Source organism: Thermostichus sp. OS-CIW-20, from assembly GCF_054061455.1.
Genome location: NZ_JBSSEF010000037.1, coordinates 1 through 19,271, shown reverse-complemented (window position 1 = coordinate 19,271; position 19,271 = coordinate 1). Strand labels below are relative to the sequence as shown.

Annotated in this window: 19 protein-coding genes; 4 read left to right on the top strand and 15 right to left on the bottom strand. The window is 59.2% G+C overall.

Features of this window, described 5'->3' with window-relative positions:
* Positions 1–83 precede the first annotated feature (83 nt).
* The gene (locus ACVWXC_RS11595) at positions 84–893 is read left to right on the top strand and encodes a glycerophosphoryl diester phosphodiesterase membrane domain-containing protein (protein ID WP_457392858.1); all 810 of its coding nucleotides are present in this window, start codon (positions 84–86) and stop codon (positions 891–893) included.
* Positions 894–951: 58 nt separating this feature from the next.
* Here ACVWXC_RS11595 and mnmA read toward each other — a convergent pair whose 3' ends face one another.
* Positions 952–2,064: a tRNA 2-thiouridine(34) synthase MnmA gene (mnmA, locus tag ACVWXC_RS11590; protein WP_011428970.1), complete on the bottom strand. Its 1,113-nt coding sequence runs from the start codon at positions 2,062–2,064 to the stop codon at positions 952–954.
* 98 nt (positions 2,065–2,162) lie between these two features.
* Positions 2,163–2,900 carry a HEAT repeat domain-containing protein gene (locus ACVWXC_RS11585; protein ID WP_099884399.1) on the bottom strand — a complete coding sequence of 246 codons (738 nt, stop codon included), beginning with the start codon at positions 2,898–2,900 and terminating at the stop codon, positions 2,163–2,165.
* A gap of 305 nt (positions 2,901–3,205) precedes the next feature.
* On the opposite strand from ACVWXC_RS11585, the gene ACVWXC_RS11580 reads away from it, so the two are divergent.
* Positions 3,206–4,003, top strand: coding sequence for a hypothetical protein (locus tag ACVWXC_RS11580; RefSeq protein WP_457410477.1), 798 nt, complete (start codon positions 3,206–3,208; stop codon positions 4,001–4,003).
* A 221-nt stretch (positions 4,004–4,224) separates the two neighbouring features.
* Here ACVWXC_RS11580 and ACVWXC_RS11575 read toward each other — a convergent pair whose 3' ends face one another.
* Positions 4,225–4,812, bottom strand: coding sequence for a hypothetical protein (locus ACVWXC_RS11575; RefSeq protein ID WP_457385888.1), 588 nt, complete (start codon positions 4,810–4,812; stop codon positions 4,225–4,227).
* Between the two features lie 307 nt (positions 4,813–5,119).
* Here ACVWXC_RS11575 and ACVWXC_RS11570 point away from each other — a divergent pair, with 307 nt between their 5' ends.
* A complete protein-coding gene (locus ACVWXC_RS11570) occupies positions 5,120–6,049 on the top strand; it encodes a hypothetical protein (RefSeq protein WP_457392852.1) in 930 nt (309 codons plus the stop codon).
* Positions 6,050–6,103: 54 nt separating this feature from the next.
* Here ACVWXC_RS11570 and ACVWXC_RS11565 read toward each other — a convergent pair whose 3' ends face one another.
* The 3 genes from ACVWXC_RS11565 to selD form a co-directional block, all read right to left on the bottom strand.
* Complete coding sequence (locus ACVWXC_RS11565) at positions 6,104–7,216, bottom strand: ABC transporter permease (protein ID WP_011428975.1); 1,113 nt, start codon at positions 7,214–7,216, stop codon at positions 6,104–6,106.
* A 165-nt stretch (positions 7,217–7,381) separates the two neighbouring features.
* Positions 7,382–7,882: a hypothetical protein gene (locus ACVWXC_RS11560; RefSeq protein WP_011428977.1), complete on the bottom strand. Its 501-nt coding sequence runs from the start codon at positions 7,880–7,882 to the stop codon at positions 7,382–7,384.
* A gap of 112 nt (positions 7,883–7,994) precedes the next feature.
* The gene (selD, locus tag ACVWXC_RS11555; RefSeq protein ID WP_457392848.1) at positions 7,995–9,053 is read right to left on the bottom strand and encodes a selenide, water dikinase SelD; all 1,059 of its coding nucleotides are present in this window, start codon (positions 9,051–9,053) and stop codon (positions 7,995–7,997) included.
* A 114-nt stretch (positions 9,054–9,167) separates the two neighbouring features.
* Here selD and ACVWXC_RS11550 point away from each other — a divergent pair, with 114 nt between their 5' ends.
* On the top strand, positions 9,168–12,653 hold the full coding sequence (locus tag ACVWXC_RS11550; RefSeq protein WP_457392873.1) for a DNA polymerase III subunit alpha: 3,486 nt from the start codon (positions 9,168–9,170) through the stop codon (positions 12,651–12,653).
* Here the strand turns inward: ACVWXC_RS11550 and ACVWXC_RS11545 are convergent.
* From ACVWXC_RS11545 to ACVWXC_RS11505, 9 genes are all read right to left on the bottom strand, one after another.
* On the bottom strand, positions 12,639–12,914 hold the full coding sequence (locus ACVWXC_RS11545) for a glutaredoxin family protein (protein WP_011428981.1): 276 nt from the start codon (positions 12,912–12,914) through the stop codon (positions 12,639–12,641). The genes ACVWXC_RS11550 and ACVWXC_RS11545 overlap by 15 nt on opposite strands.
* 9 nt (positions 12,915–12,923) lie before the next feature.
* Positions 12,924–13,751: a carbon-nitrogen hydrolase family protein gene (locus ACVWXC_RS11540; protein WP_011428982.1), complete on the bottom strand. Its 828-nt coding sequence runs from the start codon at positions 13,749–13,751 to the stop codon at positions 12,924–12,926.
* Positions 13,752–13,787: 36 nt separating this feature from the next.
* Positions 13,788–14,009, bottom strand: coding sequence for a DUF2839 domain-containing protein (locus ACVWXC_RS11535; protein ID WP_011428983.1), 222 nt, complete (start codon positions 14,007–14,009; stop codon positions 13,788–13,790).
* A 231-nt stretch (positions 14,010–14,240) separates the two neighbouring features.
* A complete protein-coding gene (locus ACVWXC_RS11530; RefSeq protein ID WP_457392845.1) occupies positions 14,241–14,984 on the bottom strand; it encodes an anti-sigma factor domain-containing protein in 744 nt (247 codons plus the stop codon).
* Complete coding sequence (locus ACVWXC_RS11525; protein WP_011428985.1) at positions 14,981–15,562, bottom strand: sigma-70 family RNA polymerase sigma factor; 582 nt, start codon at positions 15,560–15,562, stop codon at positions 14,981–14,983. The genes ACVWXC_RS11530 and ACVWXC_RS11525 overlap by 4 nt, the downstream gene beginning before the upstream one ends.
* A 229-nt stretch (positions 15,563–15,791) precedes the next feature.
* Complete coding sequence (locus ACVWXC_RS11520; RefSeq protein WP_414401499.1) at positions 15,792–16,598, bottom strand: DUF4394 domain-containing protein; 807 nt, start codon at positions 16,596–16,598, stop codon at positions 15,792–15,794.
* A gap of 304 nt (positions 16,599–16,902) precedes the next feature.
* A complete protein-coding gene (locus ACVWXC_RS11515) occupies positions 16,903–17,685 on the bottom strand; it encodes an ABC transporter permease (RefSeq protein ID WP_011428988.1) in 783 nt (260 codons plus the stop codon).
* A 17-nt stretch (positions 17,686–17,702) separates the two neighbouring features.
* Positions 17,703–18,446 carry a class I SAM-dependent methyltransferase gene (locus tag ACVWXC_RS11510; protein ID WP_099812623.1) on the bottom strand — a complete coding sequence of 248 codons (744 nt, stop codon included), beginning with the start codon at positions 18,444–18,446 and terminating at the stop codon, positions 17,703–17,705.
* A 48-nt stretch (positions 18,447–18,494) separates the two neighbouring features.
* Complete coding sequence (locus ACVWXC_RS11505) at positions 18,495–18,986, bottom strand: FHA domain-containing protein (RefSeq protein ID WP_099812622.1); 492 nt, start codon at positions 18,984–18,986, stop codon at positions 18,495–18,497.
* Positions 18,987–19,271 lie beyond the last annotated feature (285 nt).

Here is a 19,271-nt window from a genome sequence, read left to right as displayed (position 1 = left end):
GCAAAAAGGGTGCTCCCCGTGCCTAGCTTTGAGATGAGAAGGGATCCCTTCTTGGGATTTCGGCTCAACCCGAGATGTCCTAGGTGAGATCCCGTGGTATGAAGGGGGTGGACTGGGCTGCCCACGAGGATCCCTCTGCCATGCAAAGCGCCACCCTTAGCCCGATTCTGCTCTTGCGGCGGTCGTTTGAGTTGGTAGGTCCCATCTACTGGCCGCTGCTGATCCTGACCTCTTCTAGCCATATCGCGTTCTTCGTTGTAGGTCTGACCTCACCTTCCCTCGGGATGATCCTCTCCTTGCTCCTCCTGGCCTATGTCCTAGTCGGCGCGCCCATCTTGACAGGAGCAGCCTTTTGGCTGGTGGATCAGCACTTGAAGCAGCGAACTCCCTTGCTGGGCAATAGCTTGGATCAGGCTTTCTCTAAGGCAGTGCCTCTGATATTCGGCAGCCTCCTGGTGAATCTGATTTCCTCACTAGGGATGCAGCTGTTTGTGTTTCCCGGCATCTATTGCCGGGTAAGGCTAGCTTTCACCCTCTGCGCAATTGCCCTGGAGGACAAGGGTGCCACAGAAGGGTTGGGCTACAGTTGGAACCTGGTCAGGGGCCGTTGGTGGGGGGTGTTTTGGGCATTCCTGGTCGTGGTTTTGATCTTCGGCATCTCAATCCTGCTTTTGCCTTTTGTTGTGGCGATCTTGGGAGCTACCCTAGCTGCAGTTGTAACTGGGGGTAATACCGACATCATAGGACTTGCGCTTCTGGTTTGGGCGCCTATGGTAGCTCTCTTAGCAGTTGTGGTCGGGTTTACCGCTTTCACGGCAGTCACGCCTATCTTCAATGTCTACACGGTGCTCCTGTTCCGATCCCTGCAGCAGCTGCAAGCGCAAGCAGCGTAGTTTGGCTTGCCCTCACCCCCAATCCTTCCCCCCTGGCGAGAGGGAAGTTGCAGTTGGCCTAGGGAGAAGGGCGCTCCAGGATCCCTCCCCCCAGCAGGAGATCCCCGTGGTACCAGACGGCAGCTTGGCCAGGAGTGACCCCAAACTGCGGCTCGGCAAACTGCAGCTTTACCCGCTCCGGCGATTCCGGGATCAAGGTGGCCGGCACGGCGGGGGTACGGTAGCGCACCTGCACTTCTACCGCTAAGGGCTCGTCCGGCGCAGGGGTCGAGACCCAGTTCACCTGCCGCACCCAGGCCTCGGCTTGGGTGGCTTCTTCCCGTTCCCCCACCACCACGCGGTTCATGGCCGCATCGATGCGCACTACATAGAGCGGGCGGGAAGAGGCAATGCCCAGCCCCTTGCGCTGGCCAACAGTGTAGTGGTGAATGCCCTGATGGGATCCCAGCACGCGCCCCTGGGTATCGACAATTTCCCCCGGCCTTTGACCCAGGTGCTGATCCAAAAAGTTGCGCATCGAGCCGTAGGTCTCGATCAAGCACAGATCCTGGCTTTCGGGCTTATTTGCCGTAACCAAGCCGTAGCGCGCGGCAATCTGGCGGGTTTGGGCCTTGGTGTAGTTGCCCAAGGGGAAGAGGCTGTGGGCCAGGTGCTCTTGGCTGAGGTCGTAGAGAAAATAAGACTGATCCTTCTGCCGATCCACCGCCCGCAGCAGTTGATATCGCCCCAGCTCGCTGTTGAAACGTACCCGCGCGTAGTGGCCGGTGGCAATCTGAGAGATGCCCAGGGTCTCGCGGGCATAGGTTAGCAAGGGACCAAACTTCACCAGCTTGTTGCATTGCGAGCAGGGCAGCGGTGTGATCCCGTCCGCATAGCCGGCCACCAGGTAATCGACAATGTTGGCTTGGAACAGCTCGCGGCTATCCACAATATGGTGGGGGATCCCCAATTGCTCACAGATGGCGGCGGCGTCCACCAGGCCGTCGGTGCAGCACTGGCCTTTCCCCCGCATCAGCCAGAGAGTCACCCCCTCCACGGCATAGCCCTGTTCGTGGAGAATGGCCGCCACCGTGGAGCTGTCTACCCCCCCAGAGAGAGCCGCCACAATGCGAGGCCGAGAGGGGGAGCCGGCTATTTCTGGAGCAACGAGAGGATAGGGGCTGGTAGCCATCGCAGAGCAGAGGATCAGGAAAACCAAAGGCCGGCAAATCCTCGACGGAGCCCTCCGAGAACCCCGTCCCTACATCAGGCCGAACCCAGATCTTCAGCTTAGCTTGCTTCTGAATCGGCTGGCCGGGATCCCGGTTCCGGGAAGCCCCTTTGGCGCAGCCGCCGCAGCGAATCCAAAGCCGCCGCGGCAACGCTATCGTGGGGATCTTTGGCCAGATAGTTGAGGGCGGAAACGCTCTTGGGCGAAGGCAGATTTCCCAAGGCCTGGGCCAGCCGCTGCCGCACCAGCCAATCTTCCGACTGGGCAAACCGCAGGATGTGATCCAACGCCCGCAGATCCCCCAGTTCTCCCAGAGCAGCAATGGCCGCCTGCTGCAGCAGCTCTTCCGGCCCCTCCAACGCCCGCAGCAATACGTCGTAGGCTCGGGGATCCTTCAGGTTGCCCAGGGCCACGGCGGCGCTGAAGCGCACCAGCCACTCCACATCTTCATAAAAAGCACGCACCAGCGCCTCAAAAGCCCGCGGATCTTCCAAGTAGCCCAGGGCGCCTGCCGCATCGGCGCGAATGCCGTAGTCCGGGTCTTGGGTGAGAATCTCCAGCAGCTTGGGCAAACAGGCGTCCGTCTGCTTGATCCCCAAGGCAAACACGGCAAAAGAGCGCACCTGCAGGTTTTCGTCGTCGATGACCTGCAAAATCAGCGGCACCGCCTGCTCTGCTGGCACATCCCGCAATTGCGCCAAGGCCACCATGCGATCCGCAGGGCGCGGGCTGCGCAGCCGCTCGGCAATCTCCTCCAGACGAGCGGGGTTGACAGGATCCAAAGCAGAGACAGTCATGGCGTTAACAAATTTTTACAGTCTCTCTTCATTATGGCAAATTGGGCTGCGCTCAGATAGGGGCCGGCTTTGCCTACGCCGGTCGGGATCTCTATTGACAGGGGCTGAGGCTTTGATTGGAAATCCTAGCATTGTTGTCGAAAAAAGCAGCTCGATTGAGCCCCATCCCCAAGATTTTGGCTATTTTGGTGATGCGAGGCTCTCTCCCGGTGGTCTCTATGCTGAAATCTCTACCTGCTCGCCAACTGTTCTCACTTGGGATCCTCTTGTTGTCGGCAGGGGGCCTGGTCTGCTTGTCCCCTCGTTTGTCTTCTGCGTTGGCCAACGAACAAGCGGTTCCCGAAGCGGAGCTGGCGCTGCAGCCCCTCTTGCCCCCGGGATCCCGCATCCTCCGCTCCCGTCGGCTGAGCGACACAGAAGCCGAGATCTGGGTGGAGTCGCGCGGCGGCAGCAGCCCTGTAGTTATGCGGCTCAACGCCTCAGGCCGTTGGGAACAGGATATGAACGCTACTCTGGCCCGCGGAGCCAGCCAGATGCAGGCTCTTGCCCGGCAACAAACGGCGAGCCTGCCTCCAGGTTTTGGCCAGACTGCCCCCGACCAACCTCCGCCCCCGCTTGTGCCCTCCCTCTTGCAAACCACTCAAGCCGCCTCCAGCCTGATCCCACCGGTGGATCGGGAGCAGGAAACCCAGCGGGCCTTGAGTGGGGCGGGACGGGCGGATCCCTTTGTGCCCCAAAACGTGCGTGCCCCTGAGCCAACCCTTAACCTGCCACCTCTACCTCCGCCGCCGGAGCTGCCGCCGCCCGGCAATGGTGGCGAAGTGCCCGTAGCAGTGACCACGCCGCTCCCGACCCCCACTCGTGACCCGGCGGCCTTTGCCCGCAGCGTGCAGGTTTCTGGGATGATCCAGATTGGTGGCGAATCCTTTGCTTTGGTTTCCGGCCCAGGCGTCATTCCTTCTGTGGTGCAGGCCGGGCAAAACTACCAAACTGCCAGGGTGGCCGGAGTGTCGGTGCCGGAGCGACGGGTTGTGCTCTCGGAAGGGGGAGAAACGGTCGTGAAGCAAATGGAAGACACCAGCGTGATTGTAGGTGCGCCCTAGCTTCAGCAGCAGCAAGACACCGACGGTAGAACGGGCTTATTCCAAGTAGCAGCCAACTAGCAGTAAAACAGTTGGCTGGCTTGATTCCCAACTCCCCCTTCCAGAGGGGCCGGGGGCAAGGGTCAGAGGCTACTTGAACGGGCTCGGAACAACCCTAGTTGGAAGATAGGAGTTGCCAGATCTCCAGATCCCGAGATCTCGGCGGCAAGGCCGAGAAGACTTCAAAAGCGGGGTTCGCTGCTGAGGCGGGAGGGCTGCTGTTTTAGGTAGCGCAAAAACTCCCGCAGCTCGGCGTCGCTGAGTTGGTGGCGAGATTTCTTCTGAAAGCGACGTTCCAAAAACTCTTGTCCTTCCTTGCGGCCCCAGCCAATGCGCTGCATCTCCACATCCGTTTGGGCAATGATGTCCGATAGGTCATCCCCATAGGCCGCCGGCTCACTTAGACCGGGCAGCTCTGGGGAACTTGGCTTTGCAGGGATCCCTATCGACTCGGGGGCTGGAGAAGCAGGGGAAGACTGAGCGTGTCCGTTGGCCAACTCAGGAGTTGGCAGATAAGGCACCCTGGCGGCAGCAGAATCCATGCCCAAACTCAAAGAGGAAGTGGGGCGACCAAATCCTGCGTGGTTCAGGGCGCGCTTCAAGGCAGCATCTTCCGCCTCTTCGACGGTGTTCGAGCCAGCCATGCCACTGCCCAAAACCGTGTTGTTCACCACCACCTGGGCTCTGACGATGTAGATCCCTTCTTCCACCCGCAACAGATCGGTGAGCAAGCTGCCCATAGGGTACCGCTCTCGAAAGTCTTGGATCATGTTGGCGTCAGAACCTGTTGCTGCTGAAGCTCTGACTACAAGCTAGCCCAAAAGTTGACTTGGCATCCAGATCTCAATCCAATCCCACCCTCAATATCGACATTGAATTGATATAAAGCGAGAGATCTCAACAAGAGGGAGCTGTCCGAGCAGATAACATCCCGGCTGGTGAGGGTATGCTATGGCCAAGGAATCCAGTTATATTAAGCAAGCGTCAACCCACGTGGCTGGCTTGGAAAACATGAATTATCAGCAGCTCAGCCTTGACTCTTAGCTCTATTGTCGGCGCCAAGACAGATGGGGGACTATGGCCAGCGATACCATCAGGGTCAGCTCAGCGAGTTTGGGACGGGCAGCCATTCGAGAGCGCAACTACGGCACTGCTTTGCAGTTGCTCCGGCGAGCTTATCGTGCGGATCCCAGCCCAGAGAATGCCCGTTGGCTGGCCACCGCCTATGAAGAAGCGGGGTACCTGCAATTGGCCGCTCTGTACCGAGAATTGGCCCAAGAGCGCAGGGAGACTCCCAAAGCGATTCAATTTCAGGCCCCCAAACCTCCCGGCACCCCTGAAGAACTGAAGCAGCCACCTCCTGAACCACCGGATCGCAAGACCATTCCCTTGCCCCAGCCGATCCCACACCCAACCCCACCGGCATCCTCTTCGGATCAGCCGGTTTGGGTTTACAAGCCCACCCCCATTGACCCCAAAAGCATCAGCCGGCAAACGCCCCTTCGACCTCAGGCCGCGGAGCCTGCCCCTTCCCCTCAACAATCGGCGGAGAGGAGTAACTATTTGCCGGTTCAACACGCGCCGGATTTGAAAAACCCGCAGCAGGGATCCCCCTTCCTGCGGCGGCTGAACCAACTGCATCGCCAGTTTAAGGATCGGCCCACGGCGGAGCTGGCTTTGCAACTGGCGGAAGCCTACGACGAGCAAAAGAACTTCAAAGAGGCCCAGCGCTACTACCGAGAAGTGTTGGATCTGGACGATTCCTGGCTGTTGCGACCGATGGTGCAAGAGCGCCTGGAAGAGCTGCGGCAACTGCAGGAGCAGGGCTCTTTGGCGGATCCCTCGGCCCAAAGTTGGCTCAAGCTGGCCGAGAAGTTGGAGCAGGAGGGGGAAATCGCCCGGGCCGAGCAAGTCTACCGCCAGATCCTGAAGATGGATACCACCCTGGACGTCCATGCCAAGGCTCGCAAGGGGCTCAACCGGCTCTATCCCGACGGGAAACGGTGAACGGCAGGCCGCCCCATTGCCTCTACAGCCGGCAAACCAGGAAGCAACTTCTCCTCAGCGAGGATCAGGATCCCGCGGGTCGAGGGCATCTCGCAGGCCATCTCCCAGCAAGTTAAAAGACAGGGAGGTGAGCACCACCATCAGGGTGGGGGCCAGCACCAGCCAGGGCTGCAGAATGATTACCGAAGCGTTGGTGGCCAGCGACAGCATGTTCCCCCACGAGGCATCCGGCTGTTGGATCCCCAGGCCGATCAAGCTCAGCACCGACTCTGCCACGATATAGCCGGGCACCGCCAAGGTTGCCGAGATCACCACGTAGGTGGTGGTCTGGGGCAGGATATGGCGCACCAGCAGATACAGGGATCCGGCCCCGGCCACCCGCGCCGCCTGCACAAAGTCTCGCTCCCGCAAGGACAGCACCTGCCCCCGAATCACCCTGGCCAAGCCCGCCCAACCCACCAAAGAGAGGATGGCCACAATCACCAAAAAGCGCTCGGCATTGCTGAAGGGCACACCGGTCAGCGGGTTCACCTGCAACACCGCCGCCAACGACACCAGCAAATACAGCGTCGGGATCGACATCAACACCTCAGTCAGCCGCATCAGCAGCGTATCCACCCAGCCGCCGAAGTAGCCGGATATGGCCCCCACCAGCAGACCGATGGGAAAAGAGATGCCGATGCCCACCAGGCCAACGAACAGGCTGACGCGCCCACCGTAGACCAGACGGCTGAAGTAGTCGCGACCTTGATCGTCCGTGCCCAGCAGGTGTAGCCGCGCTACGGGCAGCCCTTCCTCCGTCCGCAGAGGGACAGTGCCGAATAGGTGTCGATCCCAGGGGATCAAACCCAACCAACGGTAAGGGGTGCCGGCCACAAACAGGCGGATCCCGGCGGGACGGCTGGTATCCACCAAAAGCGGACGTTCGCCCGTTTCCAGATCCACCGGCCCCTGGCGAGTTGGATAAACGTGGGGTCCCAGCCAAGCCCCCGACTCGTCCCAAAAGTGAATGGCGGTGGGGGGCAGAAGGGATCCCCCCGGCTGCGATTCCAGCGGGCTGTAGGGGGCGACAAACTCGGCAAAAATGGCGCAAGTATAGAAAACGAGGAGGATGTAGGCTCCTGCTTGAGCCCAGCGATTTTGGCGAAGCCGTTTCCACCACTGCATGAGGCCAGGATCCCGGTTGGGCGAGCTTTCAGGGTAGCGATACCGCGCTTATTTTCCAATCAAATCTAGAGAGCCAGAAGGCCTGATTTCTGTAGTCTAGGTCTCTTACTCCGATCCCGAACAGCCCCAACTCAGGCTCCCCTCTCCCTTCTTCCCCAAGACGGCTCAGCCGGCCAGGGAATAGCTGGGGCTGTAGAGGGGCATCATTTCCATCCGAGCTGCGGCGATTGTCTGCGGCAGCACCCCGACCAGCCGCGCCAAAATGTCATCCGGCAACTGGCTGACCAAATCGGCAGAGAAAAATTCCTCCAAACTAAAAAGCAGCACCCGCGCCCGCTGGGCCGGCAGAGGATTATCGGTGATCTGCTGCAGCCAGCGCATCCAGTGCAGCCGCTTGGCATAGGCATTTTGCCGCTCTTGATAGCCCTGGGGATGCAACAGAGCCACATCCCCAATGGGGAGCACGCCGCTCGAATCCACATCCAAGGGCCCCCCGACCGCAGCCCCCGGCCCGGCAAACTCGGCATGAAACGTCTTGCAGATGATCAGGGCGTTGGGCCGCTGTGGATCCACCATCAGCAATTGGCCACTGCTGAGGCTGCGAATCAGTTGACCTGGCTCAACCCACTGAACCAGGCTATGGCTGTTGGGAGAGGGCTCGTTCATACCCCTTTAAGATATCTCAGCTCCCCTTACCCTTACATGAGATCTTCAACTTTCGCAGCTCTGCTTGACCGAATCTTCATATTGGCAGGAGAGGGCCGAATATAGGCTTCACTCAAGCTACCGGCATCTCGCCGATAACCCGGATGGCGATCCCTTCGCCGGCCTGGCAGCGGCCAATGCGACGGGCGTAAGAGTAGCCGGCGCTGTGGAGCTCTTGCAAAAGCTCTGCGGTGTAGGCGGGATCCACCGCCACCAGCAAGCCGCCGCTGGTTTGCGGATCCGACAAGAGCAACTGCTGCCACTCCGGCAGAGAGTTGGCCTCTACTCCCTCATAGCCCTGCCAGTTGCGCCGGGCTGCGCCGGGGAAGATCCCAGCTTCAGCTAAGGAGAGCGCTTCGGTCAAAAACGGAATGGCAGCCAAATCCAGCTCGGCGCTCACCCCCGAGCCCCGGCAGACTTCCAGCAGATGTCCCAAAAGGCCAAACCCCGTTACATCGGTTAGGGCGCGAACCTGGGCTCGCTGCGCCAGTTGCGGGCCGATGCGGTTGAGCTGAGTCATCACCTGCAAAACTTCCGCGTAGCCTGCCGCGCTGAGCTGGCCCTTTTTCAGGGCGGTGGTCATCACCCCGATCCCCAGCGGCTTGGTGAGGATGAGATCGTCGCCGGGCCGGGCGGTGGCGTTGCGGCGGATGTGCTGCGGGTGGGCCAGCCCTGCCGCCACCAGGCCGAAGATGGGCTCGGGCGAATCGATGGAGTGCCCCCCGGCCAAAGGGATCCCGGCTTCCTGACAGACCTTGATTCCCCCGGCCATGATCTCCCGAATGGCCGACAGGGGCAACCTGTCGACCGGCATGCCCAAAATGGCCAGGGCGAGAATGGGCGTGCCCCCCATCGCGTAAACATCGGAAAGGGCGTTGGCGGCGGCGATGCGGCCAAAATCCACCGGATCGTCCACAATGGGCATGAAAAAGTCGGTGGTCAGGATCAGGGCCTGCTCGTCGTTGAGTTGGTAGACGGCGGCATCGTCGCTGGTCTCGGATCCCACCAGCAGCGCCGGATCCGACCAGAAAAGGGGCAGCTCTTTGAGAATCTGCTGCAGCAGCGCCGGGGCGATTTTACAGCCGCAGCCGCCGCCGTGGGAGTACTGGGTGAGGCGAATAGGAGGCTCCATATCAGGCGAAGGGCGAAAAGGTGGGCTTGACTTCACTGTAGCGGCCTCTGCCGGCAACTGGAAAAGGAGAGCGCTGGGTTAAGGTTGAAGGGATCCCTTATCCCTACCGTTGCCATGGCCTTTGTTCCCTTGCACTTGCACAGCGAGTACAGCCTTCTAGACGGGGCTAGCCGACTGCCGCTTTTGATTGAGCAAGCAGTGGCTATGGGTTTCCCAGGGCTGGCCCTGACGGATCACGGCGTTATGTACGGGGCCATCGAGCTGGTGAAACTGTGTAAAAGCAAAGGGATCAAGCCGATCATCGGCAATGAGATGTATGTTATCAACGGCGATATTCGAGACAAAAGCCGCAAGTACCCCAAGTATCACCAAGTGGTTTTGGCCAAAAATACCCAGGGCTACAAAAACTTGGTCAAGCTGACCACCATTTCCCATCTCCAAGGCGTTCAAGGCAAGGGGATCTTCGCTCGGCCCTGTATCAACAAAGAGTATTTGGCGCAATACAAAGAGGGGTTGATCGTTACCAGCGGCTGCCTGGCCGGGGAGGTGCCCCAGGCCATTTTGCAGGGGCGGCCAGAAATTGCCCGCCAAGTTGCCGCCTGGTATCAGGAACAGTTTGGAGATGATTACTACATCGAGATTCAGGATCACGGCTATCGAGAAGACCGCTTTGTCAATGTGCAATTGGTGCGCATTGCTCGCGAATTAGGGATCCCGATCATCCTCACCAACGATAGCCACTTCATCTCCTGTTGGGATGTGGAGGCTCATGATGCTTTGCTCTGCATCCAAACAGGCAAATCCCTCACCGAAAAAAACCGCCTTCGCTACAGCGGCACAGAGTACTTGAAAAGCCCGGAGGAGATGCGCCGCCTCTGCCGCGATCACCTGGAGCAGGAGGTGATCGACGAAGCCATTGCCAACACTCTCAAGGTGCTGGAAAAGATCGAGGGCTATGACCTATTTGGGGAAACGCGCATGCCCGACTATCCGGTTCCGCCGGGCCATTCTGCCGATAGCTATCTCACCGAATTGGCCTGGCAGGGCCTGGCGAAACGCTGCGGCGTTGCCTATCCAGATCAGATTCCGGAAAACTATCAGGAGCGCCTGCGCTTTGAGCTGAATATCATCCAACAAAAGGGCTTCTCCAGCTATTTCCTGGTGGTCTGGGACTACGTTCGCTATGCTCGCGAACACGGGATCCCGGTGGGCCCGGGCCGCGGTTCGGCAGCCGGATCCCTGGTGGCCTATGCTTTGCAGATTACCAACATCGATCCCGTCAAATATGGGTTGCTCTTCGAGCGCTTTCTCAACCCAGAACGGCAATCGATGCCGGATATCGATACCGATTTCTGTATCGAGCGGCGGGGAGAGCTGATCGACTATGTAACCCGCAAATACGGCCAGGAGCGAGTGGCCCAGATCATCACCTTCAACCGCATGACTTCTAAGGCCATTCTCAAAGATGTCGGTCGGGTGCTGGATATTCCCTATGCCGAAGCCGACAAAATGGCAAAGCTGATCCCGGTCTCGCGGGGCAAACCGGCAAAATTGGAGGAGATGATCGGCGAGAACACGCCGGCTCCAGAGTTCAAAGAAAAATACGAGAAAGACCCAACCACTCACCGCTGGATCGAGCTGGCCCGCCTGTTGGAAGGCACCAACAAAACCTTTGGGGTTCACGCTGCCGGCGTGGTCATCTCCAAAGATCCTCTAGATGAGATCGTGCCCTTGCAATACAACAACGAAGGCCAAATTATTACTCAGTACTCGATGGAAGATATCGAGTCTCTGGGCCTGTTGAAGATGGACTTTTTGGGGCTGCGCAACCTGACGATGATCCAGCGGGCCGTGGAGCTGATTCGAGAGCACAGAGGGGTCACTATCGACCTGGATAACCTGCCATTGGACGACGAGAAAACTTACCAACTTTTGGAAAAAGGAGAGCTGAAAGGGATCTTCCAACTGGAGTCTTCCGGCATGAAGCAGGTGGTGCGAGAGCTCAAGCCTTCCAACTTGGAAGATATTTCCTCGGTCTTAGCTCTTTACCGGCCAGGGCCATTGGATACGGGCATGATCCCGGACTTTATCGATCGCAAGCATGGCCGCAAGCCGGTAACCTACGCCCACGATCTCCTCAAGCCAATCCTTCAAGATACCTATGGCGCCATTCTCTACCAAGAACAGATCATGCGCATTGCCCAGGACATGGCCGGCTATACCCTGGGCCAGGCTGATCTATTGCGGCGGGCGATGGGAAAAAAGAAAGTTTCCGAGATGGAGAAACACCGGGAGCAATTCGTCCGAGGGGCAGTAGAGCGAGGTGTGGCCAAGGAAGTGGCTACGGAGCTATTTGACCAAATGGTTGCTTTTGCCGAGTATTGCTTCAACAAATCCCACTCTACGGCCTATGGACTGATTACTTTCCAGACAGCCTATCTCAAGGCCAATTATCCAACAGAATACATGGCGGCGCTGCTTTCTTCTGTGGGAGGGGATCAAGACAAGGTCCAGCGCTACATCACCTATTGCCTGTCGATCGGGATCCAAATTGAGCCGCCGGATATCAACCGTTCTGGCCTGGACTTTACCCCTCAGGGATCCAGCATTTTGTTTGGTCTAGGAGCAGTGAAGAATGTGGGCGAGGGGGCGATTCAAAACATTCTGGCTGCCCGCCAGGCCGGAGGCCCCTTCACCTCTTTGGCCGATTTTTGCCAGCGGGTGGATCTGCGCGTGGTCAACCGCCGCGCCATCGAGTCGTTGATCTGTGCGGGCGCTTTTGATGGTATTTCCGGCAACCGCAAACAGCTAATGGCGGATCTGGATCCCATCCTCAATTGGGCAGCGGAGCAGGCTAAGTCCAAAGCCATTGGCCAAGCCAGCCTGTTTGATTTGTTGGGCAACGACCAGGGATTTATTGAAGCTCCGCGGGGGCCTGCAACTGAAGATTTTCCACCGCAAGAAAAGTTAAGGCTAGAACGGGAGCTGTTGGGCTTTTATGTTTCGGATCACCCGCTGCGGCGGATTCAAGAGCAGGCGCGGCTGTTGGCTCCTGTTAACCTCTCCGATTTGAGCGGCTACGCAGCCGATACTTCTGTAGGCATTCTGGCCCTGCTGACCGCCATTAAAACGGTAACCACCAAGAGAGGGGATCGCATGGCCATTTTGCAACTGGAAGATCTCACCGGCAGTTGCGAAGCGGTGATCTTCCCCAAAACTTACGAACGTTTGCGCCATCGTCTGGAGGTGGATCAACGGCTCTTTATCTGGGCCAAGGTGGATCAGCGGGATGAACAGGTGCAATTGATTGTCGAGGACTTACAGCCGATTGAATCGGTGAGTTGGGTTACGGTGGAACTCCCTCTGGACTCGGCTGGGACATTGGAGGATCGATACCGTTTGCAAACATTGCTTGCCCGCCAACGTTCGGAAGCCAAGGAAGAAAATCGCATCCCTGTTGTGGCGGCCATCGTCGCCCCTCCCCACACGCTCTGGGTGAGGCTGGGATCCCAATTTTGGGTTAAAGATGCCGAGGCCACCGTGGCAGCTTTGCGCCAAGCTGGCTATACCGCCCGCAGCGAAGCGCTAGCCTCCCGATAGGCAACCCAACTGTTGTCCCAGCCAGGCGCGCAACTGCGCCGCCGTCAGCCGCGGCGAGGGGCGAGGCAAAAGCCGTTCGGGATCCCCGGCCACCTTCAGCACGGGAACCTCCAGGTGGTAGCGCTCCCACCAGGCGGGGTTGGCGGTGATGTCGCGGATTTCCAGCTCGCCGATTTCGGGGATCTGCCGCAATTTCTCCGCTAGGCCCTCGCAGAGGTGGCATCCGGGCTTGCTGTAGAGAATCAGCGGCGGCCAAGGCATAGGGGATCCCTAGGGAGTAACGGCACAGGCCAGCCGGCGGTGTTGCAGCGAGGGCATCTGCCGCCGGATAAGCTGTAGCCGCTCTGGGGCGATCTCGGCAATGGCCACTCCTGGTTTTTCGCCGCCGGCATCCGCCAGGATCGTCCCCCAGGGATCCACGATCATGGCGTGGCCATGACATTGTCGCCGCTCGTAGTGGGTGCCCACCTGGGCGGGGGCGATCACGTAGCAGGTGTTTTCAATGGCCCGACACTGCAGCAAAACCTGCCAGTGATCCCGACCCGTGTAGGCGGTAAAGGCGGCGGGGATCAACAACACTTCTGCCCCTCGATCCACCAAGGAGCGATATAGCTCAGGAAAGCGCACGTCGTAACAGACCGACAAACCAAGGGTGCCTAGCCGCTCCTCCTGGCAGACAACCACCTCGTTGCCGCTCACCACCGTGTTCGACTCGCGGTAGGTGTTGCCGTCGGGCAGGTTGACGTCGAAGAGGTGGATCTTGCGGTAGCGGGCCAGCTCCTTGCCCTCGGGGCTGTAGAGGGCCGCCGTGTTGTACACCTTGCCCTGTCCATCCGGCACCGGGTATCCCCCGCCCAGCACAAACACCTGGTAGCGCTGGGCCATCTTGGCCAAAAACTCTTCGGCCCGCTGCGCAATCTCCGGCGCAAGGCGGGCTTTTTCTTCCTCCGGCCCCATGAAGGCAAAGTTTTCCGGCAAGGTCACCAGCTCACAGCCCCGGCGCGCCGCAAAGTCAATCCACTCCTCTGCCTGTTGCAAGTTGCCGGCCAGATCGGGGGTGCTGGTCATCTGCAGGGCGGCTGCCAAGTAGGATCGCATAGGAAAACTCCAAGGAGACTCAAGGGATCCAGCCGGCTAGCCCACCAGGTGCCACCAGCCCAGGGCAGGCCCCACAAATCGCACCACCACCCAGACAATGGCCAGGAGAATAATGCCGGCCCAAGCGCCTCGAGTTGTCCAATTGTAGATCGTGCGGGCTTGGGCTTTGGTGAGAGGAATGTCTTTGAGCTGGGGAAAGAGCAGCTCTTGGTCGGGAGTCGGTCTGTTTCGGGTTTTGCGGCGCTTGGCTTCGCCCATAGGGTGGCCTCCAAGTTGGCTTTTGCTGTGCCGGGGTAGTGACCATCATCTTAATGCTGTTACGCTTCCGGTGCGCCCACAACTTTTCCCAACGGCAGGGTGGCTCGGGATCCCTGTTTTGCCGATCCACATCGGCGAGAGTGCTCCGCCAGTCGCTTAAGCAGAGGGATCCTGGCTAGATCCATGCCTTGCCTCCGCCGACGAACCTATGTTGGTTGGCCACTGCTCCCGCTAGCCGGAAATCCACAGAGGGGATCCCTGGTGCTCTTGGGGCCGGCTGCCGTCTTCTTCGGTAATGGCCACTGCCCGCACCCATTCTGTGGATGCGAACACCGGTGGCAAGCGCAGCTCCTGTTCTTGGTTTCCCGCCGCATCCACCCGGAAAGCTGTGGTGAGGATCGCCCCCGCCCTATCTTTGGTGAAGGGCGCTTCCGGCTCCAGCACCACCCAGAGCGCATAGACGCGGCCTTCCGGCAGCGGCGGCAAACCGCGGGCTACCAGCCTCCCCTGCAAGCGCTGCGGATCCACCTCCACCGTAACCGAGCCAGTCACGTTTTCTGCCGTCGGTTGCAATTCATATGTCACCACCTCGACCGGGATCCCTTGCGTCTGGGCCAGTTGCAGCCTGCGCCACAGGTAGAGATTCCCCAGTCCCAAAGCCACGATTAACCCTGCTGCCAATGCCGCCAGGCCCCGCCAGCGAGGGGATCCCTGAATTGTCGTGGAGAGGGGTTTGGGCGCCGGCTCTGTGTAGGCTTGCAGCAGAGAAGCCCGCAGCGCGGGGGGAGGTTGCTTCTCTTCGACGCCGTAGGCCCTTTCCAGGGTCTGTTGCAGGGCTTGCAGCTCCTGCTGCAGCTCCGGGCGCAGCTTGAGCACCGCTTCCAGGCGGTCGGCCTCTTCCGGGGAGAGATCCCCCAGCAGGTAGCCGGCCAGCCACAGTTGCAGTTCTTCGGGAGACACAGACTCGGCTTTCATGGGGCGCCTCCCAGCAACTCGCGCAGCCGCAGCAAGCCTCGGCGGGCTCTGGCTTTAACCGTTCCCAAAGGCAGATTCAATTGCTTGGCGATTTCTGTTTGGCTCATGCCTTCGTAATAGGCCATTTTGAGGATTTGGCGTTGATGTTCAGATAGCTGGGCCAAAGCCGTTTGCACCTCGACCGCCTGCTCTGCCCCGGCCAACTGCTCCAGGGCCGGATCCTCGGCGGCATCGCCCTGTAATTCCACTCTGCCCCGTTCCAGGGATCGCTGTCGATTGCGCCAAGAGCGCAGCCGATCCAAACAGCGGGAGCGGGCCAAAATGCCCAGGTAAGTGCGCAGGGATCCCCGCTTGGGATCGAAGGAAGAACGGGCCAAACTCAAAAAAATGTCCTGCGTCAGATCTTCGGCCTCGGCAGAGTTGCCCAGCATCTTGCAGGCGATTCCGTATACCAAACCGGCGTGGCGGTCGTAGAGGATAGCCAAAGCTTGCGACTGGCCTGCCTTGAGGGCTGAAAATACCTCTGCATCGCTTCTCTCCTGCAGAGATCCCTCGGCTTTGTCATCCTCGATCTTCATGGGGGGAAGGAGAAAACAAAACGGCGACGAGAAAGCACTTAGTAAGAAGCAGGCCTTGCCTAAGGCAAGCCAGAAAGGACAGCGGCTCCCATAATCTATCGCCTGCATAGATGGAGGTCAATCCTACTTGAAGAAGTACAGAAGGCCCAATCCCGAGCTGGAATCGGGCCGAAACAAAACAGCAACAATTGGCCAGAAAAATGACTGGAATTGTAACAACCTGGCCGATCTAGAAGGCAGCCAAGCCAAAGAACGGCCCACCCGGCAGCGTGCCCACAGAGGTGGCGCGACCTGTATTCAGGTCAATTCGATACAGGGTGGAGCCGCCGATGGCAAAGCCGGTATCCACCCCGCCGACCGTGCGGATGTCAAACCCGCCCACCGGGCCGAAGTTCACGCCCAGGGGGCCAATCGGCATTTGCACCCCCTCGTTGGGCGGATTCTGGAACAGCAGCAGGTTGCGCTCGCCGTCGATGTTCAACAGCCGTGTGGATTGGGTGCCGGCCACGTTGTTGGTGTAGGCGGCGGCGGTAACAGCCGGTCGGGATCCCTGCAGTTCCATTGGGCCAAAGGCCAAAGGTCTATCTTGGATCACTTCGCCCGTGTCCACATTGATGCGGAAGTTCTGGCCGTTGGCTCCCACCAGGCGCAGCCGATCCGGAACGGGGTTGAAATCCATGCCGGACAGCGTACCCGCCGTAAAGGGAACCGACAGGGTACTGGCCACCGTAGCGGCGCCGGTCTGCAAGTTAATGGTGTAGAGGATGTTGGCGTCGGTGAGGCCGTAGAGCAGGCGATTGGCAGGACGCACATCAATACCGATCAAACTACCACTCACCCCCGTCACCGTCAGGGATCCCTGTACCGAGGCATCGGTGGAGCGGATGAAGGTGAGGCGGTTGCCGCTGCCCAGGGCCACCAAATCTGCTTGGGAGGGGATCATCGCCATCGGAGAAGCATTGCTGTTGCTGCAGCCCAGCAGAGCTAAGCTACCGGCTGCCACAGATACGGCCACACACTGCAGGTGCTTGCGCATGGAAAATGCTCCTTAAAAAATTGACAAATTGTCTCAGTCGGTGTCAGGATTGTTGACAACAAAACACCCCTCTGCGCCACAAGACAGGTGGCTGCAGATTGCTGCGGCAAGCAGCACTCTCTTTTGCCGCTAGAAAGGCAGGCTAGAGGGATCCCATCCCCCAGCCGAGAATCCGCTTTTGCCCTTCCATTGAGGGGGAAGGCCAATTGTTCTTCCCAAAGGGGAGCGCGTGGGGCGCTTCTGTAGCAATTACTCCCATCCTCCCTGCTTGGATGCTCAGGATGGAGAGGTTTGGACAGAGATTTTAACTAGAGGCGCTGGTGTAAAAGCGCAGGGCAAAGCGCCAGAACAAATGGGATCCCCACAGCAGCCCCGCCGCCAGCAGGGCGGATCCCACAAGCCAGGGCCACTGGATCCGACCCAGCAAGGCTTCTGCCGGCACGGTGGTCAAGAAAGCCACCGGCACGACGAAGGTAAAAAACAACCGATAGGCCACCGGATAGGCCACCAGCGGGAATCGCCCCGCCTCCACCAAGCCCCGCAACACCTCGGTGACGTTGTAGATCTTGACAAACCAGATGCTGGTGGCCCCCAGCATAAACCAGAGGCTGTAGAGGATGACCAACCCCAGCAAAAGGGGCACTAGGCCCAGAACATAGGCCCAGGCCGGCAGCCGCAACTGGATCCCGGCGTAGAGAATCAACAACAGGCCACAGCCAATATCCACCAGGCCCCAGGGAGAAAACACCCGAGTTGACAGCCAAAACTGACTGCTGATGGGCTTGAGCAACACAAAATCCAGGGTGCCTTCCTGAACTTGTTGCACGATGCGGTTTAAGTTGACGTTAAAAAGGCTGGCCGACACCCCCTGCAAAATGGTGAACACCCCCAAGACGATGAGCGCCTCCGGCCAGCTCCAGCCCCCCAGGCGGTGCCCCTGCTGGTAGAACAGCGACAGCCCAAACAAAGCTGACCCCAGGCCGCCCAAGCTGCTGAGGCTGGCAAAGACAAAATTGGCCCGGTACTCCATTTCTGCAGCTACAGAAGTGCTCCAAAACAACCACAACACCTGCAAATAGCGCAGCACTTGGGTTTTCTCCCATCTCAGCGTTCATTCCACTTGCGGTAGCAGCGGGCAGTAATCAAATAGGGGTGAAACACTTCTAAGAAATGGCTTTGTAACACCTGAAAGAACTCCTCGATCCGCTGTGAATCGTCGAGATGAAAGGGAAATTCGCCGTTAAACCCCTTGAAAAAATACCAGTTAATCAAGAGCTTACCTGCCGGCTGGAGCCAGTCGTCAAATTGCCGCAACTGCGCCGCCGGATCCGGCAAATGTTCCACCACATCGAAGCAGATGACGGTGTCAAAACGGATCCCTTCCGGGAAGGTGTCTGGACAGTGGATGCGTTCGCTTAGGCCCAGCTTTTCCGCCCGCAGTTGCACAAACTGCCGATGGATGGGGTTGATATCCCAGAAGATCACCTGCTCCACCGCCGGGCAGAGGGCCGCCCCAATGGCGTGGGTGCCGATGCCGCCGCCAAAATCCAACACCCGCCCACGGGCATGGTCGGCCACCAGGCGCAGGGTATCGCCGATGTAGTCGGTGCTGCTCAGGTGCCAAGCTGCCAAGTCCAGCAAATAGGCGGATCCCACCCGATCCCGGTAAAAGATCTCCGCCTGATCCCAGATGAAGTCGCGCCGGCCCAGCTCTGCCAACTGTTGCTGGCCAAGCCGCAGCTTCTCCCGCAGCTCGGCGGCCTTGAGGCCGAGAAAGGATCCCAAGTGAGCTTCCAGGTCGAAGCCATTTTGCCAGTAGCCGCTCAGGGCAGGGGGAGTGGGAGTCACGGGAACCCAAAACTCGGCAGGGGGTTGGATTGAAAACCATTCACGCCATCAAGCGGCGGTGAAGTCGTCGTTCTCTCTGGGCGTCTCTTTCAAGGTTTCTCTCTGGGATCCGGTTGGGGTTACATTGTCGCCGAGGGCCGGCGGCCTCAACAGGGCTGCCAGCGTCTCCGGGCTGAGGCGGTCGGTGCTCTCCACGATGGCGGTTACATTGGGCCCAAACCCTATCTTGTCCAAAAGCTGTAGCCGATGAGACAAAACCCGCTTGCCGTTGACGAACAAACCATTGGTGCTGCGGCGGGATGCGGAACTGCCGTCAAAGATCATATAGCCGTACCCAGCCCGGTTCTCTTCCGGGATGCGGATGATCAGGGCGTGTTCGCGGGAAACACAAGAGTCGTAGAGGCGGATGTGGTTGCTGGCTGCCCGGCCCACCGAGTAGTAAATCTTGTCTAAGACAACGCCGCGCCGACCCATCCGATCCGTGAAGATCAAGACCAAGTGAGGAGGGCTGGGTTGGGCAGCAGGAGCGCTCATGCTCATCTGTGGATACGCCCGGAGCTGAGGTGGTCAGAAAGGGCAGACTGGGAACAGTCAGGCAATCAAGCCGCAAAATGCGGATCCCCCTCTCTTCTCACCCGCTATAGGCTTGAATCATACACTATCCTAGGTCAACCCATACCGACAGCGCCTCCTACCCCCTCTTTTTCTCAAGGGCAAACAGGCTGAGAAAGTGACATCCTCTCCCGCTAAGCCCTGACGGGCTGTAGACGGGAGCTTCCGAGAATCACTTCCCGGAGTTGCTGCTTCAACGGACTGGTAAACCAG